This window comes from Pseudoalteromonas sp. NCIMB 1079, assembly GCF_040567695.1.
Lineage (GTDB): Bacteria > Pseudomonadota > Gammaproteobacteria > Enterobacterales > Alteromonadaceae > Pseudoalteromonas > Pseudoalteromonas distincta.
Genome location: NZ_JBEWZA010000001.1, coordinates 16,671 through 43,002, shown reverse-complemented (window position 1 = coordinate 43,002; position 26,332 = coordinate 16,671). Strand labels below are relative to the sequence as shown.

The following is a 26,332-nucleotide window of genomic DNA, read 5'->3' as shown; positions in this document are numbered from 1 at the left end:
TGGCTGTCTTGTTAGTTTCGCCTGATTGGCTTTTTTGGCATACGGCTGCGTTTGCCATCGAAGAACGCCAATACTCTGAACCAATAGAGTGATTCTTCATAACCTAGGCTGTACGTTGGGCGTGCAGGCGGGATGAGTCCTAGTTTACGTCCTAGGCTGACAATCACGTAGAACGTGAGTTTTAACGTCAGCCAAGGAGCGAGTACCACGAATACCATCAGGCAATGCCGGGTAAGTGCGTAGCCTATGCCATGAGGTTGTTCGAGTAAGGCAATGCCAATACACCAACCAAGGCCTGCCAGCACGGCTATTGGAAAGGTAATGGGGGCGAGTCGCATCATCAGTTGCATGTTAACGCCCTCCTGTGTGGTGTTGTGAAGCGGGCTCAAAGTTCACCAGCGGTTCAACCACATCAGCTACGGTTTGGTGGGCAATACGGCGCTCTTCAAAGTAATCGTGTCGGTCGTAGATACCCTCAACGCCTTTTAGCTTATGGTTAAGACAGCGTTCGGCCACGTTGCCTGCAATGCCTAAAGATGCAGCAAGACTGCGAAAGGTGCGGCGTAAATCGTGTACGGTAAAGTGTTCGAGTTTACCCATTTTATTGGGAGGCTGTTTTTTGCGCCCAGGCTCGCGACCAAAGAGTTTAGAAATGGCCCGGTTTAGCGTATCTGGCCCCATATGTGGACGATGGCTTGCTCGTCTGGCCGGGAAAACATAAGGCGAGCCACAAGCGCGGATTTGCAGCTCGTTAAACCAAGCAATGGCTTGGCGCGGTAAGGGGATGCTGATTGGCACGCCGGTTTTGCTGCGTTCTTTGGGTAGATCCCACACGCCCGTGGTTAAATCCATTTCACGCCACATGGCTTCGCACAGTTCGCTTTTGCGCACGCCCAACACCAAAAACAGGCAGCAAGCGAGGTAGTTGTCGCGGCCAAAGCTATTGATATGGTTATGAAACACGCTAAAGGCGTAGTGAATTTCCTCTTTGCTAAGCATCCTGTCTTTACTGGACTCCACGCCATCGGCATCGTCCACGGTAAATGCTGCGGCTGGGTTGTTCAGCGTTAAGTCGAGCTTTATCGCATGCCGAAACAGCTGCTTCATGTACATCAAGGTATCGTTGGCAATGGTAGGGCGGTTACTTTCTCGAATACGCTCTAATACTTCGCGCACGTCTCGTGCGGTCACCTCAGCAATACACTTAATGCCAATGACAGGGCTTATGTCTTTGGTGTAAACCCGATACGGAATCTTGGGATGCTTTAGTCGTCTACTCAGATCGGTTCGATACCAGTCATGGAACAGTTGATCCACGGTTTCAATGTCAGGTAACTCGATTTTCTGTTTTTCTAGAAGAGGATCTATGCCGTCACGTACTTCCTTTCGAAAGTATGCGGCGGCAATTCTGGCGTCTGCCAACGACATTAAAGGAAATTGCCCCAAGGTTGCTTCTCGTCTTCCTTTGGCTGTGGTGTAGCGGATCATCCAGTAAGGCGAGCCTTGTTTGCGGACGCAAAAGTATAGACCTTCACCATCTGAATATTTTTTTGGGTCGGCTTTGCTGTATGCAATAACCTGTTTTGCTGTGAGTTTTTCCATGTTTACTCCATAGTTGCTGAAATAATGGAGGGGGCAATAATGGCTGCCCACCAATTTGCTCACCGCAAAACGCTTATTGAGCCAAAATGAGGGGGCTGCCCACCATTCTGCCCACCACTAAACAGGTAGTTGGTAACGGATATCTGCAAACCAATTTGGACGGGAAAAATAAAAAAGCCCTGTATTTACAAGTAAATAACAGGGCTTTTAAGACATTCTTGGACGGGTAAAAAAACTATTCGATGTTTTGAATTTGTTCTCTCATTTGTTCAATTAGTACTTTTAGCTCTACGGCTGCAGTAGTGATGTCACTATTGATAGACTTAGACGCTAGCGTGTTAGCTTCACGATTAAATTCTTGCATCATAAAATCTAAGCGGCGGCCACATGCGCCTCCTTTTTTAAGGATTTTTTTAGTTTCTTTAACGTGAGACTTTAAGCGATCTAGTTCTTCAGCTACATCTTGTTTTTGAGCAAGATAAATAAGTTCTTGTTCAAGGCGTGACTCGTCAATGTTTGCTGCTAAGTCTTCTAGCTTTTGAGCAAGTTTTTCACGCTGCCATTTAGCAATCTCAGGCATATGCGTTTCTACAATTTCTACTTGCTCTAGAATTGCATCAAGGCGTATTGCTATCATTTCTTCAAGGTTTGCACCTTCATCGCCACGTGCAGATTTAAAATCTTCGATTACTTGATCAAGACCAGCTATTAATGCTGTATTAACGCTATCCATATCAAGCTCTTCTGCTTCCATAACGCCAGGCCAACGTAATATATCAACAGGGTTAATATCACCATTACTTTGTTGTTGAACCCATTTAGCGCTATTTATTAGTTGTTCAGCAAGGGCTTGGTTAATTGATAGCTCGCCAACGTGGGCTGGATTTGCCACAAACTTTAAAAAGACCTCAACTTTACCGCGTTGTAAGTGTTTGCGTAAACGCTCACGAATAACTGGCTCCATGCCACGAAATTGCTCTGGTGCGCGTATAAATGTTTCAAGGTAACGCTGGTTTACTGAGCGAACTTCCCAAGTGCCAGTACCCCAATCGCCTTTTATTTCGCGACGCGCATAAGCTGTCATACTGTGGATCATGGATATTTTCCTAAATTTATAAATACAATATTATGATGATTATACCGTAACACTGCTTAAGCTCTAGGGAAAATTTAATACACTGAATATTTTGCATACAGCTATTTATTTAAATCAACATGGTATCTATACCCACATACACTTATAATGTCGCAAATTCTGAATTAAGGGGATCGTCAATGCGTCCAAGCGAAAGAACACCTAACCAAATTAGACCTGTTACATTTACACGTAATTATACTTTGCATGCTGAAGGCTCAGTACTTGTTGAGTTTGGTAACACCAAAGTACTTTGTACAGCTACTGTTGAATCGGGCGTTCCTCGTTTCATGAAAGGTCAGGGTAAAGGTTGGATCAATGCTGAATACGGTATGTTACCGCGAGCAACGCATACGCGTAATGCTCGAGAAGCTGCACGTGGTAAGCAGGGCGGTCGTACTATGGAAATTCAACGCTTAATTGCACGTGCACTTCGTGCGGCTGTTGACTTAAAAGCACTTGGCGAAAACACAATTACCATTGACTGTGACGTTATTCAAGCTGATGGCGGTACACGTACAGCTTCTATAAGTGGTGCATGTGTTGCACTTGTTGATGCACTAACACATATGCGTGCAAAAGGTATGATTAATTCAAACCCACTTAAACATATGATTGCAGCTATTTCAGTTGGTATTTACAAAGGCCAAGCAATTAGCGATTTAGAATACATTGAAGATTCAGCAGCAGAGACTGATATGAACGTAATTTTAACCGAAACAGGTAAAATTATTGAAATTCAAGGTACAGCTGAAGGCGAACCTTTTTCGTTTGATGAGCTAGATGAGTTACTTACTTTAGCTAAACATTCTATTCGTGAAATAATTGACGTACAAAAGCAAGCATTAGCATAAATAGGTAGGCCACAAGATATGAAAGATTATCAAAAAGAGTTTATAGAATTTGCTCTAGAGAAGCAGGTGTTAAAATTTGGTGAGTTTACATTAAAGTCTGGACGCACAAGTCCTTACTTTTTTAATGCTGGTTTGTTTAATACTGGTCGAGACTTAGCGCGTTTAGGTCGCTTTTATGCATCGGCACTCGAAGATTCTGCTATAGAGTACGATGTATTATTTGGTCCTGCGTACAAAGGTATTCCAATAGCGACAACAACAGCGGTTGCCTTAGCGGATCATCATGATAAAGATGTACCTTACTGCTTTAATCGTAAAGAGAAAAAAGCACACGGTGAAGGCGGTACATTAGTAGGCTCAGAACTCAATGGCAAAATTATGCTAGTTGACGATGTAATTACTGCAGGTACTGCTATTCGTGAGTCGATGGAAATCATTGCACAAAATGGTGCTGACCTTAGTGGTGTTTTAATTGCGTTAGATCGCCAAGAAAAGGGTAAAGCTGAATTATCAGCTATTCAAGAAGTTGAGCGTGACTTTAATACCAAAGTGATTTCAATTGTAAAATTAGCTGATCTTATCAGTTACCTTGAAAGCCAAGGCACAATGGATGAGCATTTAGCCTCAGTTAAAGCTTACCGTGATCAATACGGCGTAGCATAAATAAAAAGCCTCGCAGTGCGGGGCTTTATTTTGACCTTCATTCATAGAGTTTATTAATGAAAGATGTATTAAAACCAAATGGCTTAGGCCTCAAGCGTGTTTTCAAAGCAACCTATTGCTCTTACCTTGGCTTTAAAGCAGCATTTAAAGAAGAAGCAGCATTTAGGCAAGAGCTACTATTAAGCCTTATATTATTTCCTATTTCATTTTGGCTTGCTTCATCACTATTGCACTGGGCAATACTAATTAGCTCATTGCTTATTATATTAATAGTTGAATTACTAAACTCCGCCATTGAAGCATTAACAGATCGAGTAAGTACAGAGTTACATGTATTGTCAGGTAGGGCCAAAGATATGGGATCTGCAGCCGTAACACTTTCATTAACGATCGTATTGATCATCTGGGGTGTAAGCCTCTATATGAAGATCGTTTAACTCTACTTCTAATATAAAATAGGTTTAAACCCCCTTAGTTGTTAATAATTTGATGGTTATGTTGTGTTTTTAACGTGTTTAGCTCAAATTCTCAGCGAACAGCATATTATTTCAAGTTTTCTTCAAAAAAGGGTTGATCTGTTTTCGGATCTCCCTATAATGCGACCCCACTGAGACGGGAAACGGCAACGCATAGCGAGGCACGAACTACTCAGAGAGTTAAATAAAACTTCGGTTTTAAATCTTCCAAAAGAAAGTTTAAAACAAAGTGTTGACTCGAAAAATAAAGGGTGTATTATTCGCATCCCTTGAGACGCTAAAGCGACTCAAAACGTTCTTTAACAATATAAAGCAATCATCTGTGTGGGCACTCGTACAGATTGAGTTCTAACAGCCAAGCTACTTCGTTCTTTATTGAGCAAGTAATGAGGCAAACAAATTAGAGTCTCAATTGAAACTGAGTGACCATATGTTATTAAAAGATTCAGCCTTGAGCTGTTTTGATTTTACTTTTTTAAAAGTGAAAATAATAACGCACAGTCAATTCGTTTTTGGCAACAAAAACAAAAATTCAGAATTCATTGAGCTGTCGAAAGACATAAAACTTTTTAATTGAAGAGTTTGATCATGGCTCAGATTGAACGCTGGCGGCAGGCCTAACACATGCAAGTCGAGCGGTAACAGAGAGTAGCTTGCTACTTTGCTGACGAGCGGCGGACGGGTGAGTAATGCTTGGGAACATGCCTTGAGGTGGGGGACAACAGTTGGAAACGACTGCTAATACCGCATAATGTCTACGGACCAAAGAGGGCTTCGGCTCTCGCCTTTAGATTGGCCCAAGTGGGATTAGCTAGTTGGTGAGGTAATGGCTCACCAAGGCGACGATCCCTAGCTGGTTTGAGAGGATGATCAGCCACACTGGGACTGAGACACGGCCCAGACTCCTACGGGAGGCAGCAGTGGGGAATATTGCACAATGGGCGCAAGCCTGATGCAGCCATGCCGCGTGTGTGAAGAAGGCCTTCGGGTTGTAAAGCACTTTCAGTCAGGAGGAAAGGTTAGTAGTTAATACCTGCTAGCTGTGACGTTACTGACAGAAGAAGCACCGGCTAACTCCGTGCCAGCAGCCGCGGTAATACGGAGGGTGCGAGCGTTAATCGGAATTACTGGGCGTAAAGCGTACGCAGGCGGTTTGTTAAGCGAGATGTGAAAGCCCCGGGCTCAACCTGGGAACTGCATTTCGAACTGGCAAACTAGAGTGTGATAGAGGGTGGTAGAATTTCAGGTGTAGCGGTGAAATGCGTAGAGATCTGAAGGAATACCGATGGCGAAGGCAGCCACCTGGGTCAACACTGACGCTCATGTACGAAAGCGTGGGGAGCAAACGGGATTAGATACCCCGGTAGTCCACGCCGTAAACGATGTCTACTAGAAGCTCGGAGCCTCGGTTCTGTTTTTCAAAGCTAACGCATTAAGTAGACCGCCTGGGGAGTACGGCCGCAAGGTTAAAACTCAAATGAATTGACGGGGGCCCGCACAAGCGGTGGAGCATGTGGTTTAATTCGATGCAACGCGAAGAACCTTACCTACACTTGACATACAGAGAACTTACTAGAGATAGTTTGGTGCCTTCGGGAACTCTGATACAGGTGCTGCATGGCTGTCGTCAGCTCGTGTTGTGAGATGTTGGGTTAAGTCCCGCAACGAGCGCAACCCCTATCCTTAGTTGCTAGCAGGTAATGCTGAGAACTCTAAGGAGACTGCCGGTGATAAACCGGAGGAAGGTGGGGACGACGTCAAGTCATCATGGCCCTTACGTGTAGGGCTACACACGTGCTACAATGGCGCATACAGAGTGCTGCGAACTCGCGAGAGTAAGCGAATCACTTAAAGTGCGTCGTAGTCCGGATTGGAGTCTGCAACTCGACTCCATGAAGTCGGAATCGCTAGTAATCGCGTATCAGAATGACGCGGTGAATACGTTCCCGGGCCTTGTACACACCGCCCGTCACACCATGGGAGTGGGTTGCTCCAGAAGTAGATAGTCTAACCCTCGGGAGGACGTTTACCACGGAGTGATTCATGACTGGGGTGAAGTCGTAACAAGGTAGCCCTAGGGGAACCTGGGGCTGGATCACCTCCTTATACGATTTAGAACTTATTTGTTCGTAGTGTCCACACAGATGATTGTTAATTAGTGCGTGTCCTTCGGGATAACTAATTAATATGCTCTTTAAAAATTTGGAAAAGCTGATAATAAAATTCTGATAGATACATTGTATTTATCAAGAGTTTTCAAAAGTAAAAAAAGAATGGTAGCAGTACCATTCAGTGCCATTTAATTAACTCTTAGGAGTTGATTGATTGGTATCTACTTTAGTATTCAATATTGACTTCTGGCGAAGTTAAACTGTCACAAAACAAAGACCCGTTTGGGTTGTATGGTTAAGTGACTAAGCGTACACGGTGGATGCCTTGGCAGTTGGAGGCGATGAAGGACGTATTAACTTGCGATAAGCCTAGTCAAGCTAGTAAAAAGCGCTTGAGACTAGGATTTCCGAATGGGGAAACCCACCTGCTTGCAGGTATCGTTAACTGAATACATAGGTTAACGAGGCGAACGCGGAGAACTGAAACATCTAAGTACCCGTAGGAAAAGAAATCAACCGAGATTCCGAAAGTAGCGGCGAGCGAAATCGGAACAGCCCTTAAGCTTATTATGTGTTAATGGAAGGCTCTGGAAAGTGCCACGATACAGGGTGATAGTCCCGTACATGAAAAGACATTTTAAGTGAAATCGAGTAGGTCGGAGCACGTGAAACTTTGACTGAATATAGGTGGACCATCATCTAAGGCTAAATACTCCCAACTGACCGATAGTGAACCAGTACCGTGAGGGAAAGGCGAAAAGAACCCCTGTGAGGGGAGTGAAATAGAACCTGAAACCGTGTACGTACAAGCAGTAGGAGCCCACTTGTTGGGTGACTGCGTACCTTTTGTATAATGGGTCAGCGACTTATATTTTGTAGCGAGGTTAACCGAATAGGGTAGCCGTAGGGAAACCGAGTCTTAACTGGGCGACTAGTTGCAAGGTATAGACCCGAAACCCGGTGATCTAGCCATGGGCAGGTTGAAGGTTGAGTAACATCAACTGGAGGACCGAACCCACTAACGTTGAAAAGTTAGGGGATGACCTGTGGCTAGGAGTGAAAGGCTAATCAAACCGGGAGATAGCTGGTTCTCCCCGAAATCTATTTAGGTAGAGCCTCGGACGAATACTTACGGGGGTAGAGCACTGTTAAGGCTAGGGGGTCATCCCGACTTACCAACCCTTTGCAAACTCCGAATACCGTAAAGTAATATCCGGGAGACACACGGCGGGTGCTAACGTCCGTCGTGAAGAGGGAAACAACCCAGACCGCCAGCTAAGGTCCCAAAGTCATAGTTAAGTGGGAAACGATGTGGAAAGGCCCAGACAGCCAGGAGGTTGGCTTAGAAGCAGCCATCCTTTAAAGAAAGCGTAATAGCTCACTGGTCGAGTCGGTCTGCGCGGAAGATGTAACGGGGCTAAACTATGCACCGAAGCTGCGGATTCAGAATTTATTCTGAGTGGTAGGGGAGCGTTCTGTAAGCGGTTGAAGGTGTACCGGGAGGTATGCTGGACGTATCAGAAGTGCGAATGCTGACATGAGTAACGATAATGGGAGTGAAAAACTCCCACGCCGGAAGACCAAGGGTTCCTATCCCATGTTAATCAGGGTAGGGTAAGTCGACCCCTAAGGCGAGGCCGAAAGGCGTAGTCGATGGGAAACAGATTAATATTTCTGTACTCGATATAATTGCGATGGGGGGACGGAGCAGGCTAAACAAGCATGGCGTTGGTAGTCCATGTGAAAGTGAGTAGGTTGGCGACTTAGGTAAATCCGGGTTGCTATTAAGACTGAGACACGAGACGAGTCACTAAGGTGATGAAGTTGTTGATGCCATACTTCCAGGAAAAGCCTCTAAGCTTCAGATTATATGGAATCGTACCCCAAACCGACACAGGTGGTCAGGTAGAGAATACTAAGGCGCTTGAGAGAACTCGGGTGAAGGAACTAGGCAAAATCGTACCGTAACTTCGGGAGAAGGTACGCTCCTATCTGTGATGAGACTTGCTCTCTAAGCGGACGGGAGCCGCAGTGACCAGGTGGCTGGGACTGTTTATTAAAAACACAGCACTGTGCAAAATCGCAAGATGACGTATACGGTGTGACACCTGCCCGGTGCCGGAAGGTTAATTGATGGGGTTATCCTTAGGGAGAAGCTCTTGATCGAAGCCCCGGTAAACGGCGGCCGTAACTATAACGGTCCTAAGGTAGCGAAATTCCTTGTCGGGTAAGTTCCGACCTGCACGAATGGTGTAACCATGGCCACGCTGTCTCCACCCGAGACTCAGTGAAATTGAAATCGCAGTGAAGATGCTGTGTACCCGCGGCTAGACGGAAAGACCCCGTGAACCTTTACTACAGCTTGGCACTGAACATTGAACCTACATGTGTAGGATAGGTGGGAGACTTTGAAGCAGCGACGCTAGTTGTTGTGGAGTCGTCCTTGAAATACCACCCTTGTAGTTTTGATGTTCTAACGTTGGCCCCTGAATCGGGGTTACGGACAGTGCCTGGTGGGTAGTTTGACTGGGGCGGTCTCCTCCTAAAGAGTAACGGAGGAGCACGAAGGTTGGCTAAGTACGGTCGGACATCGTACGGTTAGTGTAATGGTAGAAGCCAGCTTAACTGCGAGACAGACACGTCGAGCAGGTACGAAAGTAGGTCATAGTGATCCGGTGGTTCTGAATGGAAGGGCCATCGCTCAACGGATAAAAGGTACTCCGGGGATAACAGGCTGATACCGCCCAAGAGTTCATATCGACGGCGGTGTTTGGCACCTCGATGTCGGCTCATCACATCCTGGGGCTGAAGTCGGTCCCAAGGGTATGGCTGTTCGCCATTTAAAGTGGTACGCGAGCTGGGTTTAGAACGTCGTGAGACAGTTCGGTCCCTATCTGCCGTGGGCGTTTGAGAATTGAGAGGGGTTGCTCCTAGTACGAGAGGACCGGAGTGAACGAACCGCTGGTGTTCGGGTTGTCATGCCAATGGCATTGCCCGGTAGCTACGTTCGGAACTGATAAGCGCTGAAAGCATCTAAGCGCGAAGCAGGCCTCGAGATGAGTTCTCACTAGACTTTTAAAGTCTCTGAAGGGCCGTTGAAGACTACAACGTTGATAGGCAAGATGTGGAAGTGGTGTGAGCCATTAAGCTAACTTGTACTAATTACCCGTGAGGCTTAACCATACAACGCCAAACGCGTTTTATGTGATAGTGAAACAAGCGAAGAAGTTAATATAACTAAAGTAGAAATTACTTAGAAAGACTTAAAAAATATTATCAGATATTTTCCAAATTCAGTTAGTGCGTAGAAATACGAATTAACGCCCATATTTGCTTGGTGACAATAGCGTTTTGGACCCACCTGATTCCATGCCGAACTCAGTAGTGAAACGAAACAGCGCCGATGATAGTGTAGCATTTGCTATGTGAAAGTAGGACATTACCAGGCTTCAAATTAAAGAAACCCGTTACAGCAATGTGACGGGTTTTTTGCTGTCTGGGATTTAGTAAATAGCCAAGAGCCCAAACCGCACTCAGTAGTGAAACAAAACAGCTCGAAGGCGAGACCCATTGAAGGCCGCCCTGACACAAAGAGAGTGTAGCATTTGCTATGTGACTTTCTACCGCTGTGGGCACTACGACACCACCAAGCTTCAAATTGTAGAGAGCCCGACTAGAAATAGTCGGGCTTTTTTACGTCTGAAGAAAAGTAAAATACGCGCAATTAACACACACTCACATCAACACCCATCACGTAGGTCGGGCGATCGTAGCGACTCCCGACGTCAAAAGCATTAAAAACCTTCGCTCGACAATGAGTGGTAGCATTTGTACTATGGGTAAATAATACCAATTGGTTTAACATCTGACCTAATATAAAAGCGTTAATTATCTGGTCTTGTGATAAGTATTGAACATGACCTTTAAGCCTTTATATACGCTTTGGGTAGGTTACTGAAGAGAATAAAAGTAGTTATGCAGAGGTTGATATAGAGGTTCACGCATAGAACTTAAATCTAATGGGCATGAGGTTTTTAAATAATAGTGTTCATGGAGTGCCTATCTAAACTTGCAGTATTAACTACCCTTCATTAATTGTTTTATAGCCAGATAAGCGGTTAGGGGCTGCTTTAATTTCATATGTACTGAGCGTTATTAATTTTTAATCCTAAGATTAACGAAGGCCATATACTTTATATTAAAAACTATCGACAAGACTTACTGAAAAGCAATTCATGTACTCCTTCAACTAAAGTTTATTTTGTATTCTCTTGGTTCTAACTAACCACCTATATACGCCAATAAAGAACAATGCAGCAGATCCGAAGCCACTTAACACCCAAATGACTTTTAAAATGTTACCGCCAATGCTGCCGTCATGTAGAGGGTGCATCCAGTTTTTTATTTTACTAGTCGTACTTTGCTTATCTATATTAAACACGCTCTCTAACTTTCCTGTAAGTGCATTAACCTCTATATAGCTATGTGGAAAGCGATACGAAGGATCGTTTACAGTTTGAAATCTTAATCTGTAAATAGCATTTAAGTTTGATGGTGTTTCAATCCAAGCTAAACGCGCATTCGGTAATGCTTTTTCAGCTATTAATACCGCTTGTGATAAAGGAATATCGGTTTGTTTGCTCGGTTGAATTTGTGTTTTTGGTGGGGAGTTTATATCGCTAACTAGAGCGGTTAATATAGGATCTGTTTGTTTTGGAATAGCGAGCATAACACCTGTAACAGTTAAAGCTAGTAGCGGTATGCAGAAGGTTAAACCAATTAGTTTATGCCAGTCGTATAGCAAACCTATTTTAGAGCTACGAGATTTAAATTTTAGTGCCTTTACCCACTGCCCAGGCTTTGGAAACCAAGCAAAGAACCCAGAGATAAGAAGAACTATTGAGGCTATGCCTATATAGCCAACGACGAGAGTGCCCGTTGCTCCTGTTAGTAATGAAAAATGTAAGTTGTACATCCAAGTTACTAAGTATTTTCCCCAATAATTTTTACGTATTACTTTATCACTACTGCTAGATAGCCATACCATTAAGGGGGCAAAGCCTTGCTCTTTTGTTTCTATTGGATTGTAGTATCGCGCGGGAATTACTGAGTTTATACCTGTGTTTTCTAATCGCCATGGCCCTTGCTTTGAAGGGAAATTGGCTCTTAGCGTATTATATGCTTGATCCCAATTAGGCGTTTTTATGTTTGTAGTAGCGTCATTTGCTGGATTTAGCAGTAAGTCTATTTGCGGATAGTAAACTAATATAGAGCCAGAAAGAGTGATAATAGTAAGTAAAACACCTACTGATAGGCCTAAGTATAAATGTAACCGCCTGAATGTTTTTCGCCATGAAAGCTTTAGTGTCATTAATTAAATAGCCGTAATGAGTAATGCAGGTTTATTGGGTATAAAGGAATGATTAATTACGCGGTATATTATATGGTTTTTGATATGAGTTGTGCGGCATTTTGTCGCACTTAGTAAATTAGGTATTTAGAAAGTAAAACGCCAGCCCTTGGCTGGCGTTAGAATACAAGCTTGAAGCTTATTTAAGCTTTAGGCCCTGCATTTTTTATATCGTCAGATACGTCATACTTAGCAAAGTTTTCAGTGAAGTCAGCGGCAAGTTTTGCTGCATATTCATTGTACTTAGCTTTATCTTCCCACGTATTTATAGGATTAAGTAAGTTAGTATCTACACCTGGAACTGCTACCGGTACATCTAGGTTTAAAACATCAATGTGCTGAGTTTCAACACCGGCTAATTTACCAGATACGATTGCATCAACTACTGCGCGAGTAGTCGGAATATCAAAGCGCTTACCTGTGCCGTAAGGACCGCCAGTCCAACCTGTATTTACAAGGTATACTTTAGCGCCAAACTCGCGTACACGCTTCATAAGAAGCTCAGCGTAAACACCAGCAGGACGTGGGAAGAATGGCGCACCAAAGCAGGTTGAAAACGTTGATTCAATATCGCTAGTAGAGCCAATCTCAGTTGAGCCAACTTTAGCTGTGTATCCACTTAAGAAGTGAAAGGCAGCCGCTTCTTCGCTAAGAACAGATACCGGTGGTAATACACCGCTTACATCACAAGTTAAAAATACAACAGCTTTTGGTTCGCCTGCGCGGTTTTCAATTTTACGTTTTTCAACATGTTCAAGTGGATATGCTGCACGGCTATTTTGAGTAAGGCTAGTATCGTTAAAATCTGGAACGCCTTTTTCATCTAGCACTACATTCTCTAAAATAGTACCAAAGCGAATTGCATTCCAAATTACAGGTTCGTTCTTTTGTGACAGGTCGATACATTTAGCATAGCAACCGCCTTCAATATTAAACACGCTTCCAGGTGCCCAACCGTGTTCGTCATCACCAATTAAAAAGCGAGTAGGATCTGCTGAAAGAGTTGTTTTGCCCGTACCAGATAAACCGAAGAATAATGCTGTATCGCCTGCTTCACCAACGTTAGCAGAACAGTGCATTGGTAATACACCTTTTGCTGGTAGTAGGAAGTTTTGTACAGAAAACATCGATTTTTTCATTTCACCGGCGTAGCGCATACCTGCTAGTAATACTTTACGCTGTGCAAAGTTAATAATAACGGTGCCATCGCTATTTGTGCCATCACGTTCCGGCTCGCATACAAACGAAGGAACGTTCATTACTTGCCATTGTGGTAAGTTTGAAGCGTTATAGTTTTGTGGTTCGATAAACATGTTTTTGGCAAAAATATGGTGCCACGCTGTTTCTGTAGTTACGACTACAGGTAGATAATGCTCAGGGTCAGCGCCAACTTCTAGGTGAGAGGTGAAGTGGTCATTACTTTGAACATGTGCTTCTACGCGAGCCCATAATGCGTCAAATTTTTCTGCATCAAATGGGCGGTTAACGTTGCCCCATTGAATGTCATCTTGAGTTGTTGCTTCTTGAACAATAAAACGATCTTTTGGTGAACGGCCAGTTCGTTTTCCTGTAATTGCAACAAAAGCACCATTTGCGGCTAAAGTACCTTCGCCACGGCGGATCGCATGCTCGACAAGTTCAGCTGCGGTTAAATCGACAAAACGTGTAGCGCCTGTAGTCATGTTTATACCTAACTATAATGTGTGAGAGTTTGAACGGGATAGCTCTGGGGTTATCAGTGCCCTTAAGCTGAAATTATAGTAACAGAAGGTTTTGAGATATTCGAGCCCGTAAAGCCTCTAAAAACACATATATTTGCTAAAAAACATGAATAATTTCAATGATACCGGTGTCAGTAAATTAACAAAATTCATGACACCGGTATCATCTTTTTATAATATAAAACCGCATATTTTGCGGCTTTAATTACTATATATAAATGAAGCTGAACATTTAGTTGAAAATGCTTTTTATGTCTTGTTCGTTAAAAACATACTCTTTTAAACAGTAATGACAGTTAATGTTAACAGTCCCTTTCTCAGCTACATCTTTGAGTAGTTCTTCTTGTCCAATATTAACAAGTGCAGTAATTGTTTTATCACGACTACAACCACATTTGAATTTAATAGCTTGAGGTTCAAATACGCGAGGATTATCTTCGTGATAAAGACGTGTAAGAACAGTGTTCGCATCTAAGTGTAACAACTCTTCATTTTTAATCGTGTTACTTAATGCTTCTAGGTGTGCAAAGTCTTCAATTGATTTTTGTTTATCAACTGGAAGCACTTGTAAAAATAGACCACATGCTTTTGCGCTACCTTCAGTAGTGTCAGTTGCAAACCAAAGACGTGTTTTTAGCTGCTCAGATTGCTCAAAGTAACTTTCAATACATTCACTAAGAGTATCATGCTCTAGCGGCACTATACCCTGGTAGCGCTCACCTTTTTCAGGGGTAATAGTGATTACCATATAGCCTTGGCCAATAAGCTCTTTTACAGTTGTGCCCGTAATTTCGCTTTGCAGGCGTGCAATGCCACGCATATTTTGTTTGTCATCACCATTTATAACAGCATATTTAACTGGGCCATCACCTTGAAGCTGTACAGCAATTTCACCTTCAAACTTTAAGGTGGCAGTAAGTAAACAGGTTGCAACGAGTAACTCACCAAGTAATGCTTTAACAGGGTCTGGGTAATTATGGTCGGCAATCATTTCATTATAAGCACTCTCGATTTGTACGAGTTCGCCACGAACATCTAGTTCGTTGAATAAATAACGGTGAAGTAAATCTTGTTGCATGAGCGGCTATACCTAACTTGATTTCATTTTTAAAAGTTCGCGTCTTTGCTTTTTATCCGGTTTTTTATCCGGATGGGGGGCAAAAAAGCTGTTATTTTTGCGTGCGATGCTGTTCTCTTCGCGTTTAGCAATACTGGCATCAGATTCTTGATACATGGTCTGTGCAATGGGGGCGCTTTGGCGTTTTTCAAGCACTGAGAGTATGGTTATCAGCTTTTCATCTACTCCTTGTGCAAGTTTTATGTTTGCGCCAACTTCTACTATTTTACTCGCTTTTGTACGTTGTCCATTATAATGCACTTTGCCGCCTTGTACCATTTCACGTGCAATAGCACGAGTTTTATAAAATCGCGCAGCCCACAACCATTTATCTAATCGAACTTTTAACCCATCCGCATGGTCTGGGTTGGTATTAGCGTTACTTTTTTTACTCATAAGGCATTTCCCCACGTTTTATAGCTTAAAATTTATCATGAAATCATCGTAGGATGAAGGTATTACAATAGCCGTTTACTTTTTATACGGTTATGTAAAGTTAATTTAATCTGTTTACAAAGTTTAATATTAGTGTGCTTGTTGAAAGAAAAATGAAAGGGTACTATGGGTACGCGCTAACGCAGTAAATTAAAATAAGAACACTATTTATGGAACAGCAAATCCAACAACTAAAACAATTTTTAACTCGTTTACCGCATGCTAAGTTAAGTGCATTAGTGACACTCTTAGTTGTTGTTTATCTTGCATTTTTATTATCAAAACTAGTTTGGCTTTTATGGCCAAAACCACCGATAACTCTGCTTACCCCTAGCCATCATGCTAATCAGACATCTGGTGCGAGTAATAACTCTGCGAAGCATATTGTTGAGCAATTCTTATTTGGTAAAAAAACTGTAACAAACAACAATAATACTGCAAAGCAATCGCAGGTTATAAACAACGCGCCAGAAACACGCCTAAGTATAAATTTAACCGGTATTGTAGCGGTTAATAACGATGATAAAGCAGGTATCGCAATTATTGAATCACAAGGTAAGCAAGTAAGCTATCTTGTTGAAGAAGTTGTATTAGGCACGCGTGCTGAAGTAGCACAAATATTACCAGATCGCGTTATTTTGAATGTTAATGGGCGTTTTGAGACATTGATGCTTGATGGGCTCGATTTTAATAAAACGGTATCTATGCCAGTACTCGCTGCCCGTGATGATGCTGAAATGGGTCCGCAAAAAGTAGAGCCAAGTGAACTACAAATAGATGCTACTGCAGATCCAGACGTTAAAGAAGCAATTATAGAAACACGTGAAGAACTGCTCGAAGAGCCAGGCAAATTATTTGACTATATACGTGTTTCACAAGCTATGAATGATGGCGAACTAATCGGATATCGTTTAAGTCCAGGTAAAGAGCCTGAACTGTTTAAACAAATGGGATTAAAAAATAACGATTTGGCTATTTCTATAAATGGCTATCAATTAACAGATTTAAAACAGGCTATGTCAGCTATCAACGAGCTGCGTAATAGTACAGATGCCAATATCACTATAGAACGTGATGGTGAACAAATCGATGTGCAATTTAGTCTGCAATAATTTAGCTTTGGAGTTTTAATATAATGGTTCAGGTGCTACACCTCAAAAAAATTAAAAAAGGGTTAGCTAAGTACGCAGCACTTTTTTTGGCGGCAAGTATTTCTTTGTCTGTTTCTGCTGTTGAATATGCTGCTAACTTTAAAGGAACTGATATCAACGAGTTTATTAATATTGTTGGTAAAAACCTTAATAAAACAGTGATTATTGACCCTAACGTGCGCGGCAAAGTAAATGTTCGCAGCTATGAGTTAATGGACGAAGCACTTTATTATCAGTTCTTCTTAAATGTATTGGAAGTTTATGGCTACTCAGCTGTTGAAATGGACAATGGCATAATTAAGATAGAAAAAAGTTCAGACGCCAAAAAATCAAATGTACCACTTATTGACGAAGGTAGTGAAGCTAGCGGCGACATGATGATTACACGTGTTGTACGTGTTAAAAATGTAAGTGTACAAGAGCTTGGCCCTTTGGTTCGTCAATTTAGCGATCAAAAAGATGGTGGTCACGTTGCCAACTTTAATGCGGCTAACGTTATGATGCTAACGGGTCATGCAGCATCGGTTAATCGCTTAGTTGAGATTATTCGCTCTGTTGATCAGGCGGGTGACAAGCGTGTAGACATCGTTAAGCTTAAATATGCGACGGCAGATGATGTTGTCTCTGTGGTAGATAATATTTATAAAGACAGCGGTAAAGGCAGTGTACCTGAATTCTTAATTCCAAAAGTTGTGGCTGATGGCCGAACTAATAGCGTTATTGTAAGTGGTGAAGGCCAAGCACGTACACGTGCTATTGAGCTCATTAAGCGCTTAGATGGTGAGCTAGAAAGCCAAGGTAACACCAAGGTGTTTTACTTAAATTATGCTAAAGCTGAAGATTTAGTCAAAGTATTACAGGGTGTTAGTAAGTCCCTTGTTGAAGATGCACAAGGCGGTACTACTAAAACTCGTAGCAGAAGCAATAATGAAAGCAGTATAGAGTCTCACCCTGACTCAAACTCATTAATTATTACCGCACAGCCAGACACAATGCGATCACTTGAATCTGTAATTGAACGCCTTGATATTCGCCGTGCCCAAGTACTAGTTGAAGCCATTATTATTGAAGTTATGGAAGGCGACGGGGTTAATTTAGGCCTGCAGTGGATTTCTGAGCAGGGCGGTATGCTGCAGTTTAACAACGGCACTACGGTTCCCGTGGGTTCATTAGCTGTTGCTGCAGAGCAAGCACAAGATACAACCGTAACTAAAACTATCATTGGTACAGAAACTGGAACCGTTACTAGTTATGACGAAACGACTGAGGGTGACTATGATGCGCTTGCTTCATTGCTAAGTGGCATTAATGGTTTAGCGCTAGGCGTTGTTAAAAATGATTGGGGCGCAATTATTCAGGCTGTTGCCACTGATACAAATTCAAATATATTGGCTACCCCTTCTATTACTACAATGGATAACGAAGAAGCCTCTATTTTAGTCGGTCAAGAAGTGCCTATTATTACAGGCTCACAAACGGGCAGTAATAATGCTAACCCATTTCAAACAGTTGAGCGTCAAGAAGTCGGTATTAAACTGATAGTTACGCCACAGATTAACGATGGCTCTGCAGTACAACTTACTATTGAGCAAGAAGTATCGAGTGTAAGTGGTGCAACTGCTGTTGATATTTCAGTTAATAAACGTGCAATTAAAACAACGGTTATGGCCGATGATGGCGGTATGGTTGTACTTGGCGGTTTAATTGACGAAGACGTACAAGAAAGTGTTTCTAAGGTACCGTTATTAGGCGATATCCCTATTTTAGGTCACCTGTTTAGATCAACAAATACAACGCGTCGTAAGCGTAATCTTATTGTATTTATTCGGCCAACCATTATTCGTGATGGCGTAAGCATGAATAAGTTAAGCTTTAATAAATATAACTTTATTCGTGGTGAGCAGTTTAAACAAAAAGAAGACGGTATTGAGTTAATGCCAATGACAGATACGCCTATTTTACCTGAGTGGAATGACGAACTAGTACTTCCACCTACGTATGAAGAGTCTCTACGTAAACAAAATGCACAAGAGCGTAAAGATGACTAATGCGATTCAAGAGATAAACCAAGATGTGGTTCATCCTCAAACGCATAATCAGGATGAGCTATTAACGAGTGATGTGTTAGTTGAGTTACCAGCAAAGCGTTTGCCATTTTCCTATGCAAGACGCGCAGGTGTGTTGCTTGGTAAAAACAAAGATCATCGTATAGTTTACTACCGTGGTGAGCTAGATGTGGAAGTACTATTAGAAGTACGCCGTATCGCAGGCCATGGTTTTACACTTGAGCAATTGGATGATGATAAATTTGAGCTATTGCTTGAAGCGTCATACCAACGTGATAGCTCTGAAACACAACAAATGATGGAAGATATTGGCAACGAGGTTGATTTATTCTCGCTTGCTGATGAGCTCCCGCAAACGGAAGATTTACTTGCTGGTGACGATGATGCGCCAATCATCAAGCTTATTAATGCCATGCTAAGTGAAGCGATTAAAGAAGGGGCTTCTGATATTCATATCGAAACCTTCGAGCAAGAGCTTGTTATTCGCTTTAGGGTCGATGGCGTGCTTAAAGAAGTGCTTAAGCCTAATCGTAAACTTGCATCGTTACTTGTATCTCGTATTAAAGTAATGGCTAAGCTTGATATAGCTGAAAAACGTATTCCACAAGATGGTCGTATTAGTTTACGTATTGCTGGGCGTGCAGTTGATGTGCGTGTATCTACAATGCCATCGAGCTTTGGTGAGCGCGTAGTACTGCGTTTACTTGACAAAAATAACGCGCGCTTAAACCTTGAAGATTTAGGTATGACCGCAGAAAATCGCGCATTGTTTTCAGATTTAATTAGTAAACCCCACGGCATTATTTTGGTAACAGGGCCTACGGGCTCTGGTAAAAGTACCACTTTATACGCTGGTATGAGCCAAATTAACTCACGCGATCGTAATATTCTTACCGTTGAAGATCCGATAGAGTACGAAATTCCAGGCATTGGGCAAACACAAGTTAATGCAAAAGTTGATATGACATTTGCACGTGGTTTACGTGCAATATTACGTCAAGATCCTGATGTAGTAATGGTGGGTGAAATACGCGACCTTGAAACTGCGCAAATTGGTGTTCAAGCGTCACTTACCGGTCACCTTGTTATGTCTACTCTGCATACAAATACCGCATCGGGTGCAATTACACGTATGGAAGATATGGGTGTTGAACCCTTCTTACTTTCATCGTCGTTACTCGGTGTGTTGTCGCAACGTTTAGTACGTACGTTATGTAATACCTGTAAAGAAGGTCACACGGCTGATGAGCATGAATGCCAGCTGTTAGGGGTTCCTTTTGAAAGCCAACCGACAATCTATCGAGCTGTGGGGTGTGAAGAGTGTAACTTTAATGGTTACCGTGGTCGTACAGGTATTCATGAGTTACTTGTAGTTGATGAAACTATACGCGAAATGATTCACAACGGTAAAGGCGAGCAAAGCGTAGAAAAATACATTCGTAAGCGCAGCCCAAGTATTCGCCAAGATGGGTGTAGCCGTGTACTGGCAGGCAAAACAACGCTTGAAGAAGTATTGCGTGTTACCCGTGAGGAAGGTTAACTATGGCGGCGTTTGAATATCGTGCCTTAGATGGCCGAGGTAAAGAAAAAAAAGGCATTTTAGAAGCCGATACAGCTAAACAAATCCGCCAAACTTTACGTGATCAAAAACTAACGCCGCTTGAAGTTGTTCCTGCGGCGCAAAGTGATAAACAGGTCAAAGGCGAAAAAGCCCCTTTACTCGGTGGCTTTTTTAAGCCGACAATTTCAACCTCAGACCTAGCATTAATTACAAGGCAATTAGCAACACTTATTCAATCGGCACTTCCTGTTGAAGGCGCTGTTATGGCGGTTGCTGAGCAATGCGAAAAGCCGCGTTTAAAACGGATGCTTATGTCGGTACGCTCAAAAGTAGTTGAAGGTTACACCCTTGCCGATGGTCTTAGTGAGTTTCCTCATGTTTTTGACGATTTATATCGTGCAATGGTAGCCGCAGGCGAAAAGTCGGGTCACCTTGACCAAGTACTTAATCGTTTAGCCGACTATACCGAGCAGCGCCAACATATGCGTAGCCAAATAACTCAGGCTATGGTTTACCCTATTATATTAGTGGTATTTGCAATTGGTATTGTGTCGGTATTACTGGGCACCGTAGTACCAAAAATATTAAAAACGTTTGAAAAAACGAAACAAGTACTTCCTTGGACAACCGAATGGGTTATGGCAGGCAGCCATTTTGTGCAAAATTATTGGTTTATTAGTTTAATAGCTATTACAGCTATAGCCATTGGTATTAAGCATGCACTTAAGCAGCCTAAAATACGTTTTTGGTGGGATGACCGAGTGCTACATATGCCAGGTATAGGTAAAGTGGCTCGTGGTATTAACACCGCACGTTTTGCGCGTACTTTAAGTATTTTATCGTCAAGCTCAGTACCATTACTTGAAGGAATGCGTATCTCGGGCGGCGTATTAATTAACGAAAAAATTAAAAAAGCGGTTGCAGATGCATCCGATAGAGTGAGTGAGGGTGCAAGCTTAAGAGCTGCACTTCAGCAAACTAAGTTGTTTCCACCAATGATGCTGCATATGATAGCAAGTGGTGAAAAATCAGGTGAACTAGAGCAAATGTTAGAGCGTGCTGCAAATAACCAAGATCGCGAATTTGAGAGCATGGTTAATGTATCGCTTAAACTACTAGAGCCTGCGATGATCGCCTCAATGGCGGTTATTGTATTATTTATAGTAATGGCAATATTGCAGCCAATAATGGCGATGAATAAAGCTGTTGGACTTTAAGTTAGAATCAATTTTTAAATATATTAATGGTTTTACCTAAACCATTTTTACTTAAATGTTTTTAGAATAATGAGGTAATTACGTGAATAAACAATCAGGTTTTTCTTTACTAGAAGTGATGGTGGTATTGGTTATCATCGGGATGATTATGTCAATTGTTGCACCTAACATTATGGGTCAGCAAGAAGAGGCTGCTATTGATAAAGCACATCTAGATATCCAGCAATTAGAAGATGCAATGAGCTTATACAAGCTTAAAAATAAGAGCTACCCAAGCACAGAGCAAGGTCTTGAAGCGCTAGTTACCCAAACAAGCATTGAACCGGTTCCAAAACGTTTCCCTGATGGTGGCTTTATTAATGAATTACCAGAAGATCCTTGGGGTAATACTTATCAGTTAATTAGCCCAGGTGAAATTGGCAAGTTTGATATTTTTTCTATGGGCCCAGACGGTGAAGCAGGTACTGATGACGATATCGGTAACTGGGACGAAGAAAAACAATAATGCCTAAGTACACCGTTCTGTATGAACATGTTAATGCTAGAGGCTTGCTATGAAAGCAAGCCTTAAGCAGCGCCATGCAAAAAACAGAGGCTTTAGTCTAATAGAAATTTTAGTGGTATTAGTGATCATCGCTTTTGCCACCAAAATGGTGGTATATAGCTTAGAAGGCGGTGCTGAGGAGGAGTTAGATACTCAAGCACTAAGGCTGCATACCACCATTAATATGGCATCGGAATTTGCTATTTTAAACCAAGTTGAATTGGGCTTATTAGTAGAAGAAAATACATTAGAGTATTTAATTTTCGATGGTGAAAAGTGGATTACTTTTGACCGTGAAGATCTTTTTAAACCAATAGAATTAGATGAAAGATTAAAGCTCACTCTTAACTTAGAAGATTTAGCGTGGGCGCAAGATAACCTCTTAGAGCAATCTAACTGGCGCGAGCTTATGAGTGGCGGCGATGAAGACAGTTTACTTGAGCTTAAAAAGTTGAAAATCCCACAAGTACTTATTTTGTCATCAGGTGAGGTAAGCGCGTTTCAACTTATATTAGAGTTAAAAGAGCAAAGCGAGCCTGTGTATTACATTGAAGGTGAATTTACTGCACCAGTAAACTTTCGCCGAGAGCCAGAATAATGAAGCGCACTAAAGGGTTTACCTTATTAGAAGTGTTAGTGGCATTAAGTATTTGTGCCATGGCGGGTATAGCTGCAATGCAAGCAACAAGCGAGCATATACACCACTTAACGACTATTGAAGAGCAAACCTATGCATCTTGGGTCGCCGAAAACGTTATTATTGAACAGCGTACTAAAGGCGAACAATGGCAAGGTAAAAATAACCTTAAAGGCAGCGAAGTAATGGGCGGTGTTGAATGGTTTTGGCAACAAGAAGTTACAGCCACTGCTGACAAAAGCTTTGTAAAACTAACCATAAATGTTTTTACGGATGAAAAATATGAGCATTCAGCATATGAGTTATCAACGTATTTAAATAAAGGCAAAAAGTAAGTGAAGCAGCGCGGGTTTACATTACTTGAAGTTATGGTTGCACTGGGTATTTTAGCTTTTGTTATTATTGCTACTCATCAAATACTCGAGACGACAACAAGAGCAAAAGATGCCTCCGATGAAAAGATCGCTGAGCTAAATGGATTGCAAACAACATTTAGATTAATGGATCAAGATTTTAGCCAAATGACCAAACGCGCAGTTCGCAATGAGTCGGGTGATGTTCAAGAACAATATTTACTTGCTGGTCGTTACGTTTTAGAAAGCCAATACGATGGTATCGCGTTTGTACGAGATGGCTGGATAAATCCAATTAACTTATTGCCACGTTCAGAACTACAAGCTGTTGGTTATAGAGTGATTGACGATAACCTTGAGCGTGTTTATCGGGTTTATGTTGATCAGCTTGATAATATGGAGCCGCGAGTTCAACGTGTGCTAGAAAATATTGAAGAACTTAAGTTTGAGTTTTTAGATGATAAAAACGAATGGCAAGAACAGTGGGAAATTAAAGCCCTCCCTAAAGCGGTTGCTGTTACGTTGCAACAAATAGAAGCAGAGCCAATTCGTCGTGTATTTTTAGTTCCTGGGCAAGGCAAAGTTGTTGCTACACAAACTACGGATGTGAATAATGGTTAAGCAGCAATCATCGCGCGGCGCAGCACTTGTTATTGTTTTGTTTATTGTGGCATTAGCGGCTATTTTAGCAGTAGAAATGAGTGCTAATTTAATGGTTCAAGTGCAAAAAAGTACAAACTTGCAAGGTCACCAACAAGCTAAATGGTACGCCTACGGTGCAGAAGAGCTTGCTATTAAAGGGCTAATACAAAGTAAAAAAGATGATGCCGATAAAACAACACTCGATCAAGTGTGGGCAACTCAAGGAGATGCTTCATACCCTGTTGATAACGGCACGTTAAGTGGCAAAATTACAGATTTACAAGCATGTTTAAATTTAAATGCGTTAGCCATAGCGCCAGAAGAAAATAGCGCAAGTAAAACAAACCCTGCACATAAAGCACTCTTTGCATTACTTGAAAACATTGAAGATTTACCTGCTGACGAATCAGAAGAGACGATGGCAGATAGTGTGTTTGATTGGCTTGATGAGAACAGTATTACGTATCGCTCAGGTGCAGAAGAAGACGAGTACTTATCACGAGATTTTCCGTATATGACAGCCAATAGTTTATTTGCATCAACATCGGAGCTGCGTTTAGTTAAGGGCTTTAACCCATTAGTGATGGAAAAAGTATTGCCATATGTATGTGTAATACCAGGCAGTACGCTTTTATCTATTAACGTAAATACATTATTGCCAGAGCAAGCGCTCATACTCAGTGCCTTGATAGAAAGCTTAAGCTTATCTGGCGCAGAAGCGGTGTTAGGCGCAAGACCGCAAACTGGCTTTGACACCATCGATGAATTTTTTGAACAGGTGAAGCAGCAAGGCGGTACTAATACTGACTCAATAAAAAGTCTATTTAGTATTAAAAGCGAATATTTTAAATTACAAACGCAGGCAAACTTTGTCGACCTGCGTTTTTCGATGACCACATTACTGCACGCTAAAGACGGCGACGTAACGATACTGGCGCGAAAATTTGGAGGCGTACAGTGACAGAAATACTGTTGATCCGCACGGGTCAAACCGAACAAGAATTACTTAACTGGTTAATTTACTCACCACAAGAACAAGAAATAATAGCCAGTGGCGAGTTACCAAATGCAGAGCATTTAAGTGAGCTAAGCGAAAAAGCACTTACCCGAGAAGTTGTCGTGTTATTACCCAGTGACCAAGTGCAATTAAAAACGGTCGCTTTGCCAACAAAATGGAATCGCAAGCTTGAGCAAGCATTGCCATACATGCTTGAAGAAGATATAGCATGTGACGTAGATGAACTGTTTATAGCAGTAGCGCAGCCGACAATGCTTGGTGAGCAACATGCAATTCGTGTAGCAATGACAGACCGTGAATGGTTTGAACAATGGCTCGCATTATTTGCTGAGCATAATCTATCAGTATACAGAATATTACCCGATGCTTTGTTGTTACCGCTTGCAGATAATGGCGCTGTAACTGCTATTGAGCTCAACAACCAATGGTTGTTTAAGCAAGGGCAATGGCATATTAGTGCGGTTGAATCTAGTTGGTTGAATGGCTATTTATCAGCCATGGGTAACCCCGACATTAAACATTTTAGTCCTGCTAATCAGTTTCCTGAAAGCGTTAACTTACAAGCCCAAATAAGCGATTACGATTTACCTCTAGCATTATTTGCAAAACAGTTAGATAGCGTTAATTTTAACTTACGCCAAGGTATGTATCAGCTTAAAAAACAAAGCGCTTTGTGGTGGGGTTACTGGAAAGGCGCCGCAATTATAGCAAGTGTTGCATTGGTTTCTACAATTACAATAAAAGCTATTGAGTTACACCAACTTAATACACAAGTAGAAGTAGCTAAAGCTCAAGTAGTCGACAGATATCAAAAAGCATTTCCGGGAACTAAAGTTCGCCCTAATCTAATTAAAAGCCAAATTAAAGGCGCGTTAGATAAAATACAAGGCTCAAGTGAATACGGCTTTTTAGACTTAACGACTAATTTGGTTGATGTATTTTCGCAAGTCAGCGAATTTACACCTGAAACACTTCGTTATGACAAACGTCGTAATGAGCTGCGCATTCGTGCACGGGCTAAAGACTTCCAAACTTTTGGTAAAGTAAAAATCATACTTGAAAAGCAAGGTTTAACTGTTGAGCAAGGGTCTTTAAATAATGACGGTGATTATGTCGTAGGCGAAATTAAACTGCGAGGTGCAGTATGAAAAAGCAGTTAATGAAACAGTGGCGTTCGCTTAAAGAGCAAGAACAACAATTGGTAATGGTCGCTGGTGGCGTGTTTATTATTTTTGTTTTAGTAATGGGGATATTTAGGCCATTAAATAACGCGATAGAAAAAGCACAGCAATCTCAAATTAAACAACAAGAGCTATTAGCTTGGGTTGATGACAGTATTGTTAAGCTAAAGGCTGCAGGCAACACCAGTGTTGCTAGCAATACAAACTTAAGCCAAGTGGTAAACTCTACTCGTGGACGCTATAAAATCAATATTAGTAAAATGCAGCCCAGTAGTGATTCACTTCGTTTGACGCTTGACTCAGTAGAGTTTAATCAGTTAATAGAATGGCTAGATGAGCTAGTAAATCAGCATGGTTTAAAAATTGAAAATTTAGATTTAAGTCGCGATGATAAATCAGGCTATGTGCGCGTAAGCCGTTTAGTATTAGAGAATTAAT

Annotated in this window: 21 protein-coding genes and 3 rRNA genes; 17 read left to right on the top strand and 7 right to left on the bottom strand. The window is 41.9% G+C overall.

The features are described 5' to 3' along the window. Positions 1 to 11 precede the first annotated feature (11 nt). From ABX891_RS00210 to ABX891_RS00200, 3 genes are all read right to left on the bottom strand, one after another. A complete protein-coding gene (locus tag ABX891_RS00210) occupies positions 12 to 350 on the bottom strand; it encodes a hypothetical protein (RefSeq protein WP_354628690.1) in 339 nt (112 codons plus the stop codon). 1 nt (position 351) lies between these two features. Then, positions 352 to 1,602 (bottom strand): tyrosine-type recombinase/integrase, encoded by a 1,251-nt coding sequence (locus ABX891_RS00205; RefSeq protein ID WP_354628689.1) that lies wholly within the window; start codon positions 1,600 to 1,602, stop codon positions 352 to 354. 235 nt (positions 1,603 to 1,837) lie between these two features. After that, positions 1,838 to 2,698 carry a YicC/YloC family endoribonuclease gene (locus ABX891_RS00200; RefSeq protein WP_138488390.1) on the bottom strand — a complete coding sequence of 287 codons (861 nt, stop codon included), beginning with the start codon at positions 2,696 to 2,698 and terminating at the stop codon, positions 1,838 to 1,840. Between the two features lie 179 nt (positions 2,699 to 2,877). Between ABX891_RS00200 and rph the strand changes: the two genes are divergently transcribed. From rph to rrf, 6 genes are all read left to right on the top strand, one after another. After that, positions 2,878 to 3,591, top strand: coding sequence for a ribonuclease PH (gene rph, locus ABX891_RS00195; RefSeq protein ID WP_002958890.1), 714 nt, complete (start codon positions 2,878 to 2,880; stop codon positions 3,589 to 3,591). Between the two features lie 18 nt (positions 3,592 to 3,609). After that, positions 3,610 to 4,254 (top strand): orotate phosphoribosyltransferase, encoded by a 645-nt coding sequence (gene pyrE, locus ABX891_RS00190; RefSeq protein WP_002958891.1) that lies wholly within the window; start codon positions 3,610 to 3,612, stop codon positions 4,252 to 4,254. Positions 4,255 to 4,310: 56 nt separating this feature from the next. Beyond that, positions 4,311 to 4,691, top strand: a complete 381-nt coding sequence (locus ABX891_RS00185) for a diacylglycerol kinase (RefSeq protein WP_002958892.1) — start codon at positions 4,311 to 4,313, stop codon at positions 4,689 to 4,691. Positions 4,692 to 5,300: 609 nt separating this feature from the next. Beyond that, positions 5,301 to 6,836: ribosomal RNA gene (locus ABX891_RS00180) — 16S ribosomal RNA — on the top strand. Between the two features lie 298 nt (positions 6,837 to 7,134). Beyond that, positions 7,135 to 10,024 (top strand): 23S ribosomal RNA (locus ABX891_RS00175). Between the two features lie 150 nt (positions 10,025 to 10,174). Beyond that, positions 10,175 to 10,289, top strand: a 5S ribosomal RNA gene (rrf, locus tag ABX891_RS00170). The 16S, 23S and 5S rRNA genes sit together here, the layout of an rRNA operon. Positions 10,290 to 11,090: 801 nt before the next feature. Here the strand turns inward: rrf and ABX891_RS00165 are convergent. The 4 genes from ABX891_RS00165 to hslR all read right to left on the bottom strand — a co-directional run bounded on the left by ABX891_RS00165 (position 11,091) and on the right by hslR (position 15,485). Then, positions 11,091 to 12,212: a PepSY-associated TM helix domain-containing protein gene (locus tag ABX891_RS00165; protein WP_294120242.1), complete on the bottom strand. Its 1,122-nt coding sequence runs from the start codon at positions 12,210 to 12,212 to the stop codon at positions 11,091 to 11,093. Positions 12,213 to 12,394: 182 nt separating this feature from the next. Further along, on the bottom strand, positions 12,395 to 13,933 hold the full coding sequence (locus ABX891_RS00160; protein ID WP_024605970.1) for a phosphoenolpyruvate carboxykinase: 1,539 nt from the start codon (positions 13,931 to 13,933) through the stop codon (positions 12,395 to 12,397). 271 nt (positions 13,934 to 14,204) lie between these two features. Continuing rightward, complete coding sequence (hslO, locus tag ABX891_RS00155; RefSeq protein WP_002962025.1) at positions 14,205 to 15,050, bottom strand: Hsp33 family molecular chaperone HslO; 846 nt, start codon at positions 15,048 to 15,050, stop codon at positions 14,205 to 14,207. A 12-nt stretch (positions 15,051 to 15,062) separates the two neighbouring features. Next, positions 15,063 to 15,485: a ribosome-associated heat shock protein Hsp15 gene (hslR, locus tag ABX891_RS00150; protein ID WP_024605969.1), complete on the bottom strand. Its 423-nt coding sequence runs from the start codon at positions 15,483 to 15,485 to the stop codon at positions 15,063 to 15,065. A 209-nt stretch (positions 15,486 to 15,694) separates the two neighbouring features. Between hslR and gspC the strand changes: the two genes are divergently transcribed. The 11 genes from gspC (at position 15,695) to ABX891_RS00095 (ending at position 26,331) form a co-directional block, all read left to right on the top strand. Next, on the top strand, positions 15,695 to 16,636 hold the full coding sequence (gene gspC, locus ABX891_RS00145) for a type II secretion system protein GspC (protein ID WP_024605968.1): 942 nt from the start codon (positions 15,695 to 15,697) through the stop codon (positions 16,634 to 16,636). A 23-nt stretch (positions 16,637 to 16,659) separates the two neighbouring features. Continuing rightward, entirely contained in the window at positions 16,660 to 18,723 is a 2,064-nt protein-coding gene (gene gspD, locus ABX891_RS00140) for a type II secretion system secretin GspD (RefSeq protein ID WP_039488559.1), read from the top strand. After that, positions 18,716 to 20,281: a type II secretion system ATPase GspE gene (gene gspE / locus ABX891_RS00135; RefSeq protein ID WP_002962032.1), complete on the top strand. Its 1,566-nt coding sequence runs from the start codon at positions 18,716 to 18,718 to the stop codon at positions 20,279 to 20,281. Before gspD ends, gspE begins: the two co-directional genes overlap by 8 nt. 2 nt (positions 20,282 to 20,283) lie before the next feature. Beyond that, positions 20,284 to 21,519, top strand: a complete 1,236-nt coding sequence (gene gspF / locus ABX891_RS00130; protein ID WP_002962033.1) for a type II secretion system inner membrane protein GspF — start codon at positions 20,284 to 20,286, stop codon at positions 21,517 to 21,519. 82 nt (positions 21,520 to 21,601) lie between these two features. Beyond that, a complete protein-coding gene (gene gspG, locus ABX891_RS00125) occupies positions 21,602 to 22,024 on the top strand; it encodes a type II secretion system major pseudopilin GspG (protein WP_002962036.1) in 423 nt (140 codons plus the stop codon). Between the two features lie 49 nt (positions 22,025 to 22,073). Then, positions 22,074 to 22,661: a pilus assembly FimT family protein gene (locus tag ABX891_RS00120; RefSeq protein WP_294120270.1), complete on the top strand. Its 588-nt coding sequence runs from the start codon at positions 22,074 to 22,076 to the stop codon at positions 22,659 to 22,661. Continuing rightward, positions 22,661 to 23,035 (top strand): type II secretion system minor pseudopilin GspI, encoded by a 375-nt coding sequence (gspI, locus tag ABX891_RS00115; RefSeq protein WP_002962039.1) that lies wholly within the window; start codon positions 22,661 to 22,663, stop codon positions 23,033 to 23,035. The genes ABX891_RS00120 and gspI overlap by 1 nt, the downstream gene beginning before the upstream one ends. Further along, a complete protein-coding gene (gene gspJ / locus ABX891_RS00110) occupies positions 23,036 to 23,674 on the top strand; it encodes a type II secretion system minor pseudopilin GspJ (RefSeq protein ID WP_165744596.1) in 639 nt (212 codons plus the stop codon). Then, entirely contained in the window at positions 23,667 to 24,656 is a 990-nt protein-coding gene (gene gspK, locus ABX891_RS00105; protein ID WP_024596391.1) for a type II secretion system minor pseudopilin GspK, read from the top strand. Before gspJ ends, gspK begins: the two co-directional genes overlap by 8 nt. Then, positions 24,653 to 25,861, top strand: coding sequence for a type II secretion system protein GspL (gene gspL, locus ABX891_RS00100; protein ID WP_294120280.1), 1,209 nt, complete (start codon positions 24,653 to 24,655; stop codon positions 25,859 to 25,861). The genes gspK and gspL overlap by 4 nt, the downstream gene beginning before the upstream one ends. Next, on the top strand, positions 25,858 to 26,331 hold the full coding sequence (locus ABX891_RS00095) for a type II secretion system protein M (protein WP_024596393.1): 474 nt from the start codon (positions 25,858 to 25,860) through the stop codon (positions 26,329 to 26,331). The genes gspL and ABX891_RS00095 overlap by 4 nt, the downstream gene beginning before the upstream one ends. Position 26,332: the final 1 nt, after the last annotated feature.

What these genes read in the sequence shown, in the direction of transcription:
- gspI (WP_002962039.1), top strand. Translation starts at nt 22,661, where the DNA reads ATGAAGCGCACTAAAGGGTTTACCTTATTAGAAGTGTTAGTGGCATTA.
- ABX891_RS00200 (WP_138488390.1), bottom strand. Translation starts at nt 2,698, where the DNA reads ATGATCCACAGTATGACAGCTTATGCGCGTCGCGAAATAAAAGGCGAT.
- pyrE (WP_002958891.1), top strand. Translation starts at nt 3,610, where the DNA reads ATGAAAGATTATCAAAAAGAGTTTATAGAATTTGCTCTAGAGAAGCAG.
- gspK (WP_024596391.1), top strand. Translation starts at nt 23,667, where the DNA reads ATGGTTAAGCAGCAATCATCGCGCGGCGCAGCACTTGTTATTGTTTTG.
- hslO (WP_002962025.1), bottom strand. Translation starts at nt 15,050, where the DNA reads ATGCAACAAGATTTACTTCACCGTTATTTATTCAACGAACTAGATGTT.
- hslR (WP_024605969.1), bottom strand. Translation starts at nt 15,485, where the DNA reads ATGAGTAAAAAAAGTAACGCTAATACCAACCCAGACCATGCGGATGGG.
- ABX891_RS00210 (WP_354628690.1), bottom strand. Translation starts at nt 350, where the DNA reads ATGCAACTGATGATGCGACTCGCCCCCATTACCTTTCCAATAGCCGTG.
- gspC (WP_024605968.1), top strand. Translation starts at nt 15,695, where the DNA reads ATGGAACAGCAAATCCAACAACTAAAACAATTTTTAACTCGTTTACCG.
- gspD (WP_039488559.1), top strand. Translation starts at nt 16,660, where the DNA reads ATGGTTCAGGTGCTACACCTCAAAAAAATTAAAAAAGGGTTAGCTAAG.
- ABX891_RS00185 (WP_002958892.1), top strand. Translation starts at nt 4,311, where the DNA reads ATGAAAGATGTATTAAAACCAAATGGCTTAGGCCTCAAGCGTGTTTTC.
- ABX891_RS00095 (WP_024596393.1), top strand. Translation starts at nt 25,858, where the DNA reads ATGAAAAAGCAGTTAATGAAACAGTGGCGTTCGCTTAAAGAGCAAGAA.
- gspE (WP_002962032.1), top strand. Translation starts at nt 18,716, where the DNA reads ATGACTAATGCGATTCAAGAGATAAACCAAGATGTGGTTCATCCTCAA.
- rph (WP_002958890.1), top strand. Translation starts at nt 2,878, where the DNA reads ATGCGTCCAAGCGAAAGAACACCTAACCAAATTAGACCTGTTACATTT.
- ABX891_RS00205 (WP_354628689.1), bottom strand. Translation starts at nt 1,602, where the DNA reads ATGGAAAAACTCACAGCAAAACAGGTTATTGCATACAGCAAAGCCGAC.
- ABX891_RS00120 (WP_294120270.1), top strand. Translation starts at nt 22,074, where the DNA reads ATGAAAGCAAGCCTTAAGCAGCGCCATGCAAAAAACAGAGGCTTTAGT.
- ABX891_RS00160 (WP_024605970.1), bottom strand. Translation starts at nt 13,933, where the DNA reads ATGACTACAGGCGCTACACGTTTTGTCGATTTAACCGCAGCTGAACTT.
- ABX891_RS00165 (WP_294120242.1), bottom strand. Translation starts at nt 12,212, where the DNA reads ATGACACTAAAGCTTTCATGGCGAAAAACATTCAGGCGGTTACATTTA.
- gspF (WP_002962033.1), top strand. Translation starts at nt 20,284, where the DNA reads ATGGCGGCGTTTGAATATCGTGCCTTAGATGGCCGAGGTAAAGAAAAA.